Raw genomic sequence first — 14,261 nt, forward strand, 5'->3', positions numbered from 1 at the left:
TAATAGGAGAACAGCCATGAGCAAGCTTACACACCCTTATGTAGATGGTTTCGTCGCTGCCGTGCCCAGCGCTAATAAAGATGCGTTTATTGAGCATGCCCGTGCCGCGGCCGTTGTTTTCAAGGAGCACGGCGCACTGCGGATCGTGGAGTGCTGGGGAGACGATGTCCCCGAAGGGGAAGTGACCTCCTTTTCCATGGCGGTCAAACGCAAGGATGACGAAAGCATCATCTTTTCCTGGATAGAGTGGCCATCGCGGGCCGTGCGTGATGAAGGAATGGCCAAGGTCATGCAAGACCCGCGCTTGCAGATGGATGTTAATCCAATGCCGTTTGATGGCAAGCGACTCATTTTCGGTGGTTTTAAAAGTATCATTGATGAGGAGTGACAGGGCACCGGCCGACATAAAAGTTGGAAGCGCTATGCGTGAACCGATGGCATAGCGCCTTCCAAGCCAATGTCCGACCGACTACCCGCCAACTGAATTTCGATAATCTTGTTCCAACCTACCCACCAGTAGCGGTTTCACTAAACGTTATTACTCATCTTCAAGATCCGCTATTAATGCTTTCATTTCTGCGATCTCTTCCCGCTGGGTCTCGATAATCGAATCGGCGAGTTCGCGTACGCGGGGATCGGTTATCTGAGCACGCTCACTGGTCAGAATGGCAATAGAGTGATGCGGAATCATCGCCTTCATATAGGAAACATCATCCACCGTCTGCTGGCTACGCACCAACCAAAGCGCCCCGGCAAAGACCACGATGCTGCCCACCAAAATAGCCAGGTTCACGCCCTTTTTAGAGTACATATCAAGCATGAAACCCAGCATGACAACTGCCATCGTGGCACCCATGACAATAGCCATGTAGGTACGGGTTTCACTAAAAGTGACATGATCTAGCTGGTAAGTGTTCAGGTACATCAATCCCAACATGATCACGGTCGCCGTCACGATCATAGCGCCGAAACGTAAATACATTTTCATCGCATTCCTCCTTGAACCAATTATCGGAGTTACGAGTGTAGATACCGATTCGCTATCCTGGCGAATGACAACGGTGCAACCAAAGGATGCTTTTCATGTCCCGCAACGATCACCAGGAAAGAAGCTCCCCATTGCTATGCCAAAACCCACCACTGTTATCTAGTGTCAGCGCTTCAATACGGGCAGCAATCCCTAAAGCAGCTTCTTGCGGGCTTATTAACCCACCAAAATTGACCATGCGTGTTTGCACATAGCCTGGGTGAAGCTGGGCTACCGCAATACCTTTGGGCTTCAGATCTACTGCCAGCGATTTACCAAACGCATTCAGCGCTGCTTTAGAGGCTCGATAACCATAGCGCCCACCGGAGTCGTTATCAGCAATTGAGCCCATTCGACTAGTGATATTGGCGATTTTGCTGCCTTCGGCAAGGTTGGGGAGCAGCGCCTCGACCACCCGCAACGGCGCATAGGCATTAATTTCCATCTGCTCTCGGATACTGTCGAGATCAATATCGCCAAGCGATTCATCACGCAGCATGCCTGCATTGTTAATTAACAGCGTGATCACTTGCCCGTCGAGCGCCGTTATCAGGCGGACGATATCATCTGGCTGGGTCACATCAATGCTCTCAATCACTTGATTAGCCACGCGTTCGAGCTCTTCCGACGACTGACGGCAAACGCCTATAACCTGCCACCCAGCGTCAAAATAGTGCTCTGCCAACGCTAAACCTACGCCGCGATTGGCTCCCGTAATTACCACTGTCGGCTTCATGTTTGTCTCCCTGTTGCCATTTATAATGCGTCCTACCCAGCCTAGGTGATAATCGCGCGATTGGCTTTCTGACAGTCATGGCATTGCCGTTCGTTATCATTCCTTACCACGTTGTCATCGCTTGTTCATCCATTTGACTCGGCAGTGTCATTCACTCTGCCCACACTGCATAAAAACGTGATAAAGGGATGGATCGCTTATGCGGCTCTGCATCGTCAGTGAAACATGGTCACCGGATATTAATGGCGTTGCCCATACGCTGAGCCGGTTAAGCTACGAACTTCGTCGGCAAGGAGTGCCGGTTGATGTTATTCGTCCTCGCCCAAGAACCCCTAGTCATGCAACAGGGGTGAACAGCGAACTGCAAGTGCAGCGCCTTGCTTTACCCGGCTACTCCGATGTACAGGTGGGGTTAGTCACACCCGCCACATTGCGGCGCTTTTGGGACCAACATCGCCCCGATGTCATCTACTTAGCAACCCAGGGCCCGCTCGGCTGGGCTGCTCGCCAAGCAGCGCGGCGGCTCAATATCCCTCTAGTGGCGGGTTGGCACACTAACTTTGACCACTACTGTGAAGATTATGGTGTCACCTGGCTGGCATCGACCACACGGCGCTACCTTCGCTACTTTCATAACGGCTGCGACCTAACGTTAGTACCTACCCATCAGCAAGCTAATACGCTTCAACAGCAAGGGATTCGGGATATCCATGTGCTGTCACGTGGACTAGACGGAGAACGCTTCTCACCTGCCCATCGTGATACGCAATTGCGCCAGCGCTGGGGCGTAGGCGAACATCAGCCCGTCGCACTTTACGTTGGTCGGTTAGCCGCCGAAAAAAACCTCACCCTGCTTCATGAAAGCCTTCAAGCCATGCGCGAAGTACGTCCTGATATCGCGCAGGTCATCGTGGGCGATGGCCCTGCGCGGGCACAGCTGGAGAAAGCTCTACCGGACGCGCATTTCACCGGCTTCGTGGGGCAGGAGTCGCTGGCTCGCCACTATGCCAGTGCCGATCTGTTTATTTTCCCCTCGCTTTCAGAAACCTGGGGGAATGTAGTTGCAGAAGCAATGGCCAGCGGCTTAGCCGTGGTGGCTTATGACCATGCTGCCAGCGCCGAACTCATTAATAGTGGCTATAACGGTGTTACCGTCGCCGCTGGTGATAGCACTGCCTTTCAGCAGGCAGCGGTCGAGCTGTGCCAGCACCCCGCTGACTACGCGCGCCTAGGTCGAGTAGCGCGCTTACGTGCACTTGAACAGAGCTGGACAGGGATTGCCGAGCAGTTTTTGCGTTATTTACACCAAGCCCAGGAGGCTCACCATGCGCCCGCGTCCGCTTGTCGTATTCGACCGTCTTGACTTACTAGAGTGGCAATTATGCCAGCGCATATCGCGGCTTTCGCTGTATCGCCCCTGGCGTATTACTCTTCAAGCAGCCAGCCGTTTAGGCGATTGGCCTGTCTGGGTTCTGCTGATTCTGGCCCAACCTTGGCTTCAGCCAAATGGTTCTTGGCGAGTGCTGCAGTACAGCGTGATCGCGTTATTTGCCGTCGCCGTTTATCGACTGGTAAAAACACGCTTATGTCGCGAACGTCCCTTTATCACTTACAGCGAAGGCATCCTCTGCTGTGAACCGGCGCGTGATCGCTATAGTTTCCCCAGCGGTCACACCATGCATGCGGTGATGTTTAGCGTATTAGTAGCCGCTCACACCCCCTGGCTACTACCGGTGATCCTACCGCTATCCCTACTGATTGCGATCTCCCGCGTCGGACTGGGGCTGCACTATGTGAGTGATGTACTGGCAGGCGCTGCATTGGGCTATGCCTTTGCCTTGGTCAGCCTTTATTGGATGGGGTAATGGCCGTTTTCTTCCGACTTATTTTTACCGCTTATTAACCGTGGGCTGGCTTGCATTTGGCTTGCTCTATTTCGAGCGTATGGTGCCTGAGCGAGGCAAAGGCCGTTGGAAGCACTAACGCAAAATGCCTGCTTACGCGGGCATTTTAGTTATTTTTAAATAATTGTTATGGTTAGAGCAGTTGGTTAAATGTCGGGAGGCATGTCATCGCGCTCGTCCATAGTGGCCATGAAAGATGTCTTAAACATCATATACACACCAACCCCCGAAAACCCTAAGAACAAAACAAACATGCATAACATCAATGCCATCGCCATAATCTTGTCCCTGGTCGTGTGCGGTCGTTACGTTGACGTTTTCTAACCGCTACATTTGGTTTTATCGAAAGGATAGACTAAAACACAGGTTTTATCTGTACGAGAGCTGTGTGTACAAAAGCGATGCAAAAAGCTAAATTTTAAAATATATAAAAATCAAGTACTTAAAATATTTTTCGCACGCAAAAAGACCACCCCGTTTTCACGAGATGGCCGTTTTGCACCGACTCCACTCCTTGGTCTGATGAACAGCGCCTCCTTGCGCTGCAACCAGTGAGTGGGCGGATTGTCCTTTAACTTAACTCCCTGTTTGTCTTTCGGCGTCCTGCCTTCCTTTTTTCTCTCAACCCACTCACTTAGTTACTAATAACAATTATCTAAACGGCTAGAGCTAAACAACTGAACTTCTACGCAACTACTCAGTAGCTGCAGGGACTGCGCCAAGCCATGCCAATAATCAACATTAATAATTAAAAACAATAACTTAAAAACAACAAACATCTCCAAATAGGCTAATTTCCCTGCACTTTTGATGTGTAGAACTGGCACATGCGACATAAGCACACGTTATCAAGACACATCTATCTAGCTGAAACACATTAAAATGATGGCGAAACGGCGCAACAGCGATTATTTTTGCTAACGAACCTTCCCACTTTGCTATAAAAAGGCTTTGCTTTAAAAAGTGTCCAGACAGCTCTATCAATGTTTGACGCACGCCCATGCCTTTGAGGAAACCGCTATGAAACGTACTATTGCGCTTGCCATACTCGTCATGACCACACTTCTGTTGGTAAGTGGTTGCAATACCATTCGGGGTGCTGGTGAGGATATCGAACAGGGTGGAGAAGCTATCCAACGCTCAGCGAGCTAAACGTGATGATGACTGTTTACTTATCCCACGGCCTAGAGAGCGGCCCAGGGGCACTTAAAATCCAGGCACTAAAAGGCGTTGCTGAAAAACTAGATGATTGTGAGCCCGTGGTAATGGACTATCGAGGCATGGCAGAGCCCCAGCAACGTCTTCAGCATCTTTTACAGGTGATAGCCGAGCGCGGTGATGACCCTGCCCACTGTGTACTGGCAGGTTCAAGCCTGGGCGGGTGGCTAAGCGCGGCCGTCAGCGCTCAGCAGCCCGTATTAGGCTGTTTTTTGTTAGCCCCCGCGTTAGGCATAGCCGCCTACCCTGAAACGTCGCCCACCATCCAGGCACGCCACACGCACATTGTTCACGGCTGGCGCGATGATATCGTTGCCCCTGAACCGGTGATTGAACGTGCTCGCCTGCAGCGGCTGTCGCTGAGAATGGTGGACGATGATCACCGCTTACACGCCAGCCTCGACACCATTTTGGTCGATTTTGAGCGCTTTCTATGTCAATGCAGCGCGGACTCTCAGAACGACGCATAACCGCTGACCAAAACAAACATTCGACACAAGCAACCAAAACCTATACAAATGGTGTACACCAAAACCAGATAGTGAGGAAATTGCTTATGTTTGGCATGTTTAAGCGCGACCCCAAAAAGAAACTCCAGCAAAATTATGAGCGTAAACTGCAAGCCGCGATGGAAGCGTCTCGTAACGGCGATATGCGCGCCAATGCCACCCTTACCGAAGAAGCTGAGGCGATATTGGCTGAGATTAAACGCCTTGAGCAGTAACGACTGCTTAGCCTTTACTCGTCAGCCAGTGCTGGCAGCAGCGTTTTTAATTTGCGGGTCAGTGTATTACGCCCCCAGCCAAGCAGTTCAGCGGCTTCACCTTTGCGTCCACCGGTATGCTTTAAAGCGGTTTCAATCAGAATCCGCTCAAAATCGGGCACCGCCTCTTCCAAAAGATGGGTATGGCCTTCGGCCAAGGCATGATCCGCCCAGTCGCGAAACGCCGTACGCCAATCGCCATGGGCGCTACTTTCGGAAGCGCTTGGCGAGCGCAGTTCCTGCGGCAAATCTTCAACCAGGATTTCACGCCCCGACGCCATCACCGTCAGCCACCGGCAGATATTTTCCAACTGCCGCACGTTACCGGGCCACGGCAAGCGTGTTAGGTGGGCTTCCGCTTCACTGGTCAGCACCTTGATATCGGTAGTCAGCTCTTTCGCCGCTTCGGCCAGAAAGTGTCGGGTTAAACGTGGTATATCTTCGCGCCTTTCAGCCAGTTTCGGCAGGTGGATACGAATCACGTTCAGGCGGTGGAACAAATCCTCCCGGAAGCGGCCGTCATCCACCAGCACTTCTAGATTTTGGTGAGTAGCGGCGATGATACGCACGTCCACTTTGACCGGCGTATGCCCCCCGACGCGATAGAACTCACCATCCGCCAGCACGCGCAGCAGGCGCGTTTGGGTTTCCGATGGCATATCGCCTATTTCATCTAAAAACAGTGTGCCGCCGTTGGCCTGCTCAAACCGCCCTTGGCGCTGCTGTGCCGCCCCAGTAAAAGCACCCTTCTCATGGCCAAACAGCTCCGATTCGATCAAGTCGCGAGGAATCGCCGCCATGTTCAACGCGATAAAGGGTTTACCGGCACGCGGGCTATGCTGATGCAGCGCCTGGGCAACGCGCTCTTTACCCGTCCCCGACTCCCCGTTGATTAACACCGTGATATGCGAGTGAGAAAGACGGCCAATGGCGCGAAACACCTCCTGCATCGCGGGCGCTTCACCAATAATCTCAGCGTTTAAGCCTTCCGGCACGGCGACCGGTCGTTGGCGTTCCCGGGCGTGGGCCACGGCGCGGCGCACCAGCGCCAGGGCTTCATCAACGTCAAACGGTTTAGGCAGGTATTCAAACGCCCCGCCCTGATAGGAAGCGACGGCGCTGTCTAGGTCGGAATGGGCGGTCATCACGATCACCGGTAGATCGGGATGCGCCTCGCGTACTCTCGCCATTAAGTCCAGGCCGTCGATGCCTGGCATACGAATGTCGGTGACCAGCACGTCGGGAGGGCTTTCCAGTAAACGCGCAAGGGCTGTATCTGCACGCTCAATACACTCAACATCGAGATCGGGCTGCGCCAAGGCGCGCTCCAGCACCCAGCGGATAGCGCGGTCGTCATCGACAATCACCACCCGCGCAACATCGGTACGTGTAGCCTCAGTCATGACGCTTCTCCGGTAAAATTATTACCAATGGAATCAGTAAACGAAATTCGGTATGTCCGGGTCGTGAGTCGCATTCGATCAATCCTTGATGTTGGTGCAAAATCGACTGGGCGATCGATAACCCAAGGCCACTGCCTTCTGCGCGTCCTGACACCATCGGGTAGAACAGCGTTTCCTGCAGCGTATCGGGAATGCCTGGGCCGTTATCAATCACCGAGACTTCACTGACTAAGCGGTGGCGTTCCGCCCCGAGGGTAAACTGTCGCCGGGCGCGGGTGCGCAATATTAAGGTAGGTTCAGGGGTTTGAGCATCGCTCATGGCTTGCACGGCGTTGCGTGCAACGTTGAGTACCGCTTGAATCATTTGAGATTCATCGCCGGAAAGGTCGGGCAAACTGGGGTCATAATCGCGGCTAATAACAACGCTGGGATGCTCGGCAATTAACAGCGCGCGTACACGCTCCAACACCCGGTGAATATTGACCGGCTCATGCTTAAGCACACGGTTAGGGCCCAGCATGGAGTCGACCAAGTCGCGCAGCCGATCCACCTCTTCCACAATGATATGGGTATATTCGCGCAGCGCCGGATCGTCTAAATCCCGTTCTAACAGCTGTGCAGCACCACGAATCCCGCCGAGCGGGTTTTTCACTTCGTGAGCAAGCCCACGGGCCAATATCTTGATGGTTTCTTGGCGAGTGGTCAGCGCCTCTTCACGCGAGATCTGCATTAACCGATCCCGCGGCTCCACTTCTAACAGTAACTCGTCGTCCGATAGCGGCGTTACAGTGTAGTCGACCGTCAGCGGCTCACTGTTCAGCGGCGTAATACGCGCTTCTCGCTGGGTGTAAGGATGAAACGCATCCCGCGCTTTAGCCAATACCTCATCGATGCTGTCAACACCGCCCAGAAGCGTATCTAGGCTGATGCCGTGAACGCGGCTTAAGCTAACCGCTAGTAAGGCTTCAGCGGCAGGGTTCATCCAGCGCACACGCAGCTCGCCGTCCAGCAGCAGTACCGCCGTGGTGAGATGTTCAAGCAAACGCTGATGCATGGTGGTGTCCTGAGAAATTACGTCTTCCATCGCCGTTGCAGACCTACAGGTGGATAATCAATGAGGGAACTGCAAAAAGCGCGCCAATTATGCATTTATGCCTAGTTGCACGGCTTGCGGGCATAGCAATAAAAGAAGATGGATCGTTTTAGCGCAATCACCGCGCCAAATGCCTCCACAACCGCACCAATTTAGTGCATTCGAGATTTTAACCACCCGGTCTAAGGAACCGTAATCGTCACTGCGGGCGTGCGGTGCTGTAAACGCTGGCTACTATCCAGTAGCTCTGCTTGAAGCTCGTGCTGCCCCGCAGGAAGCCCCGTTAACCAGAAAACATCACTGTGCAGCGCGGTCTGGCTAATCTCTCCATTCACTATCAGCCGCACTTGGTGGTCATCGCGCAGCGGAGGCGCAATAGCCACTTCCACCGCGGTGCTTCGCTCCGGCAGCCGTGCGCCTTGCTGGGGCAGTGCAATCGAAAAATGGTCATACGGCATAAAAGGCTGCCCTGGCTTGCCACGTGGGCGCCCAGTAGCGGGCGTGGCTACACTGGCCGTAGCTGCGCTTAACCCAGGCGGCAGGCTTGGCAACGGTGCCAATTCCAACGCCTCCCCGCCGCGGCCAGGGTTATCGGTAAACGTAACGTTGCCGTGCTCATCAATGACCCTGAAAACCGTTTGCCCAAAAGCCGCACCTGACATGATGGCCGCCCCGATGCCCAGCAAAGCGGCCATCAAGAAGCTGATCGTGTACGTGGTTAGCTTGCCCATACTGCTCCTCACACTTGTCACACCCTCAATAACGAAAAACCCCGCCGAAGCGGGGTTTTGATACTATTTTGATCAACTGCGTTTTGATCAACTGCGTCTTTATCAACTGTTACCACCGCTAGGGTGATGGTAGCAGTTAGGTGCTAAAAGCGCTGATTAGCAGCTGTAGTACATATCAAACTCGATGGGGTGCGTCGTCATACGGATACGCTCCACTTCTTCCATCTTGAGTTCGATGTAGGCATCGATCATTTCGTCGGTGAACACGCCACCTTCGGTCAGGAACGCACGGTCAGCGTCGAGGGCTTCCAGTGCTTGATCCAGGCTGTGTGCTACGGTCGGTACTAACTTGCCTTCTTCTGGCGGCAGGTCGTACAGGTTTTTATCCATTGCATCGCCAGGATGGATCTTGTTCTTGATACCGTCGATACCGGCCATCAACATGGCAGAGAATGCCAGGTACGGGTTGGCAGTCGGATCAGGGAAGCGAGCTTCAACACGCTTGCCTTTCGGGCTAGCGGTGTAAGGAATACGGATAGAAGCAGAACGGTTACGGGCACTGTAGGCCAGCATGACCGGCGCTTCAAAGCCAGGTACCAGACGCTTGTACGAGTTGGTAGAAGCGTTAGTAAAGGCGTTTAGGGCACGGGCGTGCTTGATGATGCCGCCGATATAGAAAAGCGCCATTTCAGACAGGCCAGCGTACTCGTCACCGGCGAACTGGTTCTCACCACCTTTCCAGAACGACTGGTGAACGTGCATACCAGAACCGTTGTCGCCTACCAGCGGCTTCGGCATAAAGGTCGCCGTTTTACCATACGCGTGCGCCACGTTGTGGATCACGTACTTCATTTCCTGCACTTCGTCAGCTTTCTTCACCAGCGTGTTGAATTTAACGCCGATTTCGTTCTGACCCGCGTTGGCAACTTCGTGGTGGTGAACCTCGACAGTCTGGCCAATCGCTTCCAGGGTGTTACACATCGCGCCACGAATATCGTGGAAGCTGTCAACCGGGGGAACCGGGAAGTAGCCGCCTTTAACGCGCGGGCGGTGGCCTAAGTTACCGCCTTCTACCTGGTTACTGGTCGCCCAAGCGCCTTCGTCAGACGTGATTTTGTACATGGAGCCCTGAATGTCAGACTTCCAATGCACTTCGTCAAAGATAAAGAATTCAGGCTCAGGACCGAAAAACGCAGTGTCGCCCAGGCCAGTAGACTCTAGATAAGCTTCAGCGCGCTTGGCGATGGAGCGCGGGTCACGATCGTAGCCCTGCATAGTGGCCGGCTCGATGATGTCGCAGCGCAGAACCAGCGTCGCATCTTCGGTGAAGGGGTCGAGATAGCCAGTGCCATCTTCCGGGCGCAGAATCATGTCGGATTCGTTAATGCCCTTCCAACCTTCGATAGAAGAGCCATCAAACATCTGGCCATTCTCAAAGAATTCTTCGTTCACATCGCGAGCAGGCACAGTCACGTGCTGTTCTTTACCGCGAGTGTCGGTGAAACGCAGATCTACCCACTTAACATCATGTTCTTCAATTAGCGCGAGAGTCTTGGCTGACATAGAGTCCTCCGGTATGAGCGTGGCTTAAAGTTAACGACTGTAAGCTACCGATAAATGTGTTGTTCGACAAAATACGCGCTAAACCGCACGTTTGTCATTCTTGTTCGCTCAACGTTTGCCTGACATTAGTGAACAAATCGCTCAGCGAGCATTTCAGACCGGCTATCGTTTTAGCACGTCGTAGGGCTTATGCCTACGGCCCGCTAGCCGCTTGCAAATATAATGCAGAGAACATGCCAACCCTGCACCAAGATGGCATAAAAAATCAGCAACCAATTGTTTTATAAACGTTAAAAAGTGGACAAGGATGCCTCTTGATGACGCATAGCAGCTAAATGCTGGTTCGGCAGCTGTTTAAAAAAGCCATAGCGCACCAATACAGGGCAAAAATAATGTTTTATGCGCCAATAAAGTGCATGAATAATAGTGAGCCCTCTTTTTTGGCTCGCAAGTTTTTTTACTTGCTACCCAAATAAGCCAGATACTACAATAAATTACAATTTGATAGATTTGCTCACAATCGGAGTCGGCAAATGGGGTCGGTTTGCTTTATCGTTGATGCCATGGTGACGGGTAACATGTTGCCACGCCACTTAAAATCCATACGTGATTCTGGCGTAGCCGACCACTTGCTGCCCATTTTGGTAACCAGCACGCAAGCCCATGCGCGTCTCAGCTCGATTGAGCAGCGCTACCACACTCATTGCTTGATCACCCCCAAGCTACCACTAGGCGCACGCCTCAATAAAGCAGCCTTTGCCAGCCAAGCTGAGTGGTTAATTATTGCGCTGCAGAAGCAGCCACTGCCTGCCAGCCTCTGGGGCTCACTCTACCCGCAATTGAACACCTACAACCTTGATGCCTTAATTGTTGGCCTTGCTCAGCCATCATTAGCCAAACGCATCCTGCGCCGCTTATTGGCAAGCACGCTGCTGTTACCGCCCTACATCGCCGTCAGGCGGGCCTGGCTTGAGCGCTTAGGTGGATTTGATCCCGAGCTGGATGACGCCAGCGCGATTGACGATTTTTTACAGCGTTTGCATGACTGCCCCACTCGCTTAAAAACGTACAGCGGCCGCTTGCTTAGCCAGGCTGCTGAACACACATCCGCCATGCTGCCCAACGACCCGGATCTCGCTTACACATCGAAGCGGTAAGCCGTGCCTTTCGATTTATGCACTCACATATTTCCATTACCGAACCTTCAAGCGCTTGCCAAACAGCATCGCTCCCAGTGTGGTGGTATTCGCCAATTTATTAAGGGCCACCGACCCGGCGAGTCCCACGACGATGAGTACCAGCGCATACACCCCAATCGGCAACGACAAAGGCTCAACGACCAGATCGGCAAGCACAAAGAACATGGGGTGGGCCAAGTAAATCCCAAACGAATACGCATTGATGTGGCGCACCCACAATGGCGCCGGGCGCCCAGCCAAATAACGCATGGCGCAAAGCGTAAACAGCACGAAAAATGGAATCACCCACACCTCTTTGGATGAAAACGCCAGCCAACCCGCAAACGTCGCCGCTATAATTAGCGCCACCAACAGCACCAACCACGCCGGGTGCGCCAATTGCTGCATCCAGGTGGGCCGCTCAGCGAGTACACCCTCTTGAGCTAGCGGGTAGTAGCGCACTAGCACCAGCGCCAGGAAAAACACATAGATCCACCCCAGCGGGGCGATCCACAGCAGGTAGCCGGGCAAATCAACATCAAACCAATAAGCCAGCCCCCAATACGCCATGCTGATAACGCAGGCACCCCACAACCATGGCACCGGATTCAATCGCCACAGCTGCCAGCGGGTAAACAGCCAATAAGCCACGTAAAACTGCATCGCAATGATCAAAAAATAGCCATGCCAGCCCGCATAAACGTAATACTCGATAGCATTAGCCACGAACCCCACCGGCTCATCCGACGCCTGTTGGCTTAACCATTCAGCGGTGGAATAAATAAAGCCATACACAAAGTACGGCACCATCACATACTTTACGCGCTGAATAAGAAACCCCTCCGGCACGGATTTATCGTAGCGAACAGCAAACACAAAGACCGATATAAACAGAAATATTGGCGTACCCAGCACCAGCGGCAGGCGCATTAAATCAGTGGCGACATTATCGAGGCGTTGATTGACGTGATCTAATAAATGAAACAAAAAAACGGCTATACAGCCGTAAGCGCGCAACCAATAGATCTCTTCAATTTTTCGCATTGGGCCTCCCGCCGCTACATACGCCTAACCTGCTATCCTGCATGGCTACTTTGTGTAACTGCTCGGCATAACGAGTCTGCATAGCTACGATGAACAACCAGTACCGCCGCGCTGTCCGACTTTATTAAACTAGTTTAATTCCGGAGAAAACGTGTTCATCCCAAAACCACCTTTCCTCTCCTACCGGTTTCGCACCCTACTCACCACTTTTATTGGGTGGCTAACACTCAGCGGCCACAGCTTGGCAAGCGACGTTGAGCATCATTATTTTTCCTCATCCACCCTCGGTTACGATTACCCTTATAGCGTGTATTTACCTGATAATTATGACACCCAGTCGACTACGCCCTATCCCGTCATTTACATGCTGCACGGCTCTTTTGGCACCGACCGCGACTGGGTTTCCCGCGGCAATTTACAACAGGTAGCCGACAGGTTAATTCGCGCAGGGCATATACCCCCGGCAGTTTTCATTATGCCCGGCAGCCGCAGCTGGTGGGTAGATGGCCATAACGAACCCGCCCGTAGCGCGTTTTTTAATGACCTAATGCCCCACGTGGAAGCTACCTATCGCGTTGGGCAAGAACGCCACCTACGTGGCGTAGCGGGGCTTTCCGCCGGTGGTTACGGTGCGCTTAACTTCGCCCTAGAACGGCCTGATTTATTTGCCGCCGTCGCGGCGCTTAGCCCCGCAAGCTACGCCCCCCTACCACCGCGCAACTCCTCCGCCTGGCGCCACCCAGCCTTTATTAATGACCAAGGGCAATTTGACCGCGAGCTTTGGGAAACCCTCAACTACACCGCCCATTTAGAAGAGTACCGCCTGCGTGTCACCCCCCGCGGCACCGATGAAGAAGGCGACCTTCCCCCCGTACCACTGTATATCAGCGCCGGGCGCAGCGACGTTTACGACGCAGAATTTCACGCCCGCTTACTCCGCCAAGCCATGGAGCGCATTCAACCCAACGAGGTACGGCTCGACCTTTACCCCGGCGGCCACACATGGCAGGTTTGGCGCGCCAGCCTACCCGCCGCGCTCAATTTCCTGTTTCAATACGTGGGGCAAACAAACAGCGTAGCGGGAATTGAAAAACAAGCTGAAACACAAGTTGAAACGCAAACTGAAGAACAGATTGAAGAGCAGAATGAAGAACAAGCCAATGAAGCGCGAGCAGAGGCAGCAAGCCCAGGCGGTTTAGAAAGCACCGCCAGCCCTGATGAAGTAAGCAGCTGAACGCACTACACTGAAGCAACATCCAACACGACAAGGAAGACCACAATGCATCAGCATATTGAATGGGACGAACCCGGCAGCGCCAGCGTAGCGGAATACTTTAAAAACGACCCCGACCACAGGGCACCCGACCCAGGCGATATTATTTCCGCACGTTTCCAGGGCATGATGGTACGCATCAAAGTAGAAGCCTACCGCGAAGATGACGCTGTCAGCATTGGCGAAGTTGTCGCCATTATCGACACCAGCGGCGGCCGCCACCAACGCCACAGCAAGCTCGAAGTCGGCCACATCGTACGGGTACCCGACGACAAACGCGCCATGGAAACACCGCCGAAAGAAGATTAACGCGTTAGCGCGTTCCTGA

General features: G+C 53.2%; 16 protein-coding genes. 9 read left to right on the top strand and 7 right to left on the bottom strand.

Annotation, left to right across the window (positions count from 1 at the left end):
- Nucleotides 1-16: 16 nt before the first annotated feature.
- Nucleotides 17-388 (top strand): DUF1428 domain-containing protein, encoded by a 372-nt coding sequence (locus CXF87_RS14325; RefSeq protein ID WP_008957045.1) that lies wholly within the window; start codon nucleotides 17-19, stop codon nucleotides 386-388.
- A 150-nt stretch (nucleotides 389-538) separates the two neighbouring features.
- Here the strand turns inward: CXF87_RS14325 and CXF87_RS14330 are convergent, their stop codons facing one another.
- Together CXF87_RS14330 and CXF87_RS14335 are read right to left on the bottom strand one after the other, a co-directional pair.
- A complete protein-coding gene (locus tag CXF87_RS14330; protein WP_035565191.1) occupies nucleotides 539-988 on the bottom strand; it encodes a DUF305 domain-containing protein in 450 nt (149 codons plus the stop codon).
- A gap of 109 nt (nucleotides 989-1,097) precedes the next feature.
- Entirely contained in the window at nucleotides 1,098-1,763 is a 666-nt protein-coding gene (locus tag CXF87_RS14335; RefSeq protein ID WP_101147080.1) for an SDR family oxidoreductase, read from the bottom strand.
- Nucleotides 1,764-1,962: 199 nt separating this feature from the next.
- Between CXF87_RS14335 and CXF87_RS14340 the strand changes: the two genes are divergently transcribed.
- From CXF87_RS14340 to CXF87_RS21675, 5 genes are all read left to right on the top strand, one after another.
- Nucleotides 1,963-3,126 carry a glycosyltransferase family 4 protein gene (locus CXF87_RS14340; RefSeq protein ID WP_101147081.1) on the top strand — a complete coding sequence of 388 codons (1,164 nt, stop codon included), beginning with the start codon at nucleotides 1,963-1,965 and terminating at the stop codon, nucleotides 3,124-3,126.
- Nucleotides 3,089-3,628: a phosphatase PAP2 family protein gene (locus tag CXF87_RS14345; protein WP_101147082.1), complete on the top strand. Its 540-nt coding sequence runs from the start codon at nucleotides 3,089-3,091 to the stop codon at nucleotides 3,626-3,628. The genes CXF87_RS14340 and CXF87_RS14345 overlap by 38 nt, the downstream gene beginning before the upstream one ends.
- Before the next feature lie 1,059 nt (nucleotides 3,629-4,687).
- Nucleotides 4,688-4,819 (top strand): entericidin A/B family lipoprotein, encoded by a 132-nt coding sequence (locus CXF87_RS14355; RefSeq protein ID WP_008956940.1) that lies wholly within the window; start codon nucleotides 4,688-4,690, stop codon nucleotides 4,817-4,819.
- A 5-nt stretch (nucleotides 4,820-4,824) separates the two neighbouring features.
- On the top strand, nucleotides 4,825-5,355 hold the full coding sequence (locus CXF87_RS14360; RefSeq protein ID WP_035564130.1) for a YqiA/YcfP family alpha/beta fold hydrolase: 531 nt from the start codon (nucleotides 4,825-4,827) through the stop codon (nucleotides 5,353-5,355).
- A gap of 86 nt (nucleotides 5,356-5,441) precedes the next feature.
- On the top strand, nucleotides 5,442-5,609 hold the full coding sequence (locus CXF87_RS21675; protein WP_144408617.1) for a DUF6435 family protein: 168 nt from the start codon (nucleotides 5,442-5,444) through the stop codon (nucleotides 5,607-5,609).
- A 14-nt stretch (nucleotides 5,610-5,623) separates the two neighbouring features.
- Here CXF87_RS21675 and ntrC read toward each other — a convergent pair whose 3' ends face one another.
- The 4 genes from ntrC to glnA all read right to left on the bottom strand — a co-directional run bounded on the left by ntrC (nucleotide 5,624) and on the right by glnA (nucleotide 10,438).
- Nucleotides 5,624-7,051, bottom strand: a complete 1,428-nt coding sequence (ntrC, locus tag CXF87_RS14365) for a nitrogen regulation protein NR(I) (protein ID WP_101147083.1) — start codon at nucleotides 7,049-7,051, stop codon at nucleotides 5,624-5,626.
- Nucleotides 7,044-8,105 carry a nitrogen regulation protein NR(II) gene (glnL, locus tag CXF87_RS14370; RefSeq protein WP_035586359.1) on the bottom strand — a complete coding sequence of 354 codons (1,062 nt, stop codon included), beginning with the start codon at nucleotides 8,103-8,105 and terminating at the stop codon, nucleotides 7,044-7,046. Before glnL ends, ntrC begins: the two co-directional genes overlap by 8 nt.
- A gap of 221 nt (nucleotides 8,106-8,326) precedes the next feature.
- Nucleotides 8,327-8,875 (bottom strand): DUF4124 domain-containing protein, encoded by a 549-nt coding sequence (locus CXF87_RS14375; protein WP_101147084.1) that lies wholly within the window; start codon nucleotides 8,873-8,875, stop codon nucleotides 8,327-8,329.
- A 156-nt stretch (nucleotides 8,876-9,031) separates the two neighbouring features.
- On the bottom strand, nucleotides 9,032-10,438 hold the full coding sequence (glnA, locus tag CXF87_RS14380; RefSeq protein WP_101147085.1) for a glutamate--ammonia ligase: 1,407 nt from the start codon (nucleotides 10,436-10,438) through the stop codon (nucleotides 9,032-9,034).
- A 533-nt stretch (nucleotides 10,439-10,971) separates the two neighbouring features.
- Here glnA and CXF87_RS14385 point away from each other — a divergent pair.
- Nucleotides 10,972-11,595: a hypothetical protein gene (locus CXF87_RS14385; protein WP_101147086.1), complete on the top strand. Its 624-nt coding sequence runs from the start codon at nucleotides 10,972-10,974 to the stop codon at nucleotides 11,593-11,595.
- A 36-nt stretch (nucleotides 11,596-11,631) separates the two neighbouring features.
- On the opposite strand, the gene CXF87_RS14390 is transcribed toward CXF87_RS14385, so the two are convergent.
- Nucleotides 11,632-12,660, bottom strand: a complete 1,029-nt coding sequence (locus CXF87_RS14390) for an acyltransferase family protein (protein WP_101147087.1) — start codon at nucleotides 12,658-12,660, stop codon at nucleotides 11,632-11,634.
- A gap of 151 nt (nucleotides 12,661-12,811) precedes the next feature.
- Here CXF87_RS14390 and CXF87_RS14395 point away from each other — a divergent pair, with 151 nt between their 5' ends.
- Both CXF87_RS14395 and CXF87_RS14400 read left to right on the top strand, forming a co-directional pair.
- On the top strand, nucleotides 12,812-13,894 hold the full coding sequence (locus CXF87_RS14395) for an alpha/beta hydrolase (protein WP_232774933.1): 1,083 nt from the start codon (nucleotides 12,812-12,814) through the stop codon (nucleotides 13,892-13,894).
- Between the two features lie 45 nt (nucleotides 13,895-13,939).
- The gene (locus CXF87_RS14400) at nucleotides 13,940-14,242 is read left to right on the top strand and encodes a hypothetical protein (protein WP_101147088.1); all 303 of its coding nucleotides are present in this window, start codon (nucleotides 13,940-13,942) and stop codon (nucleotides 14,240-14,242) included.
- Nucleotides 14,243-14,261 lie beyond the last annotated feature (19 nt).

It is taken from the genome of Halomonas sp. MES3-P3E (assembly GCF_002836035.1).
GTDB classification, from domain to species: Bacteria; Pseudomonadota; Gammaproteobacteria; order Pseudomonadales; family Halomonadaceae; genus Vreelandella; species Vreelandella arctica.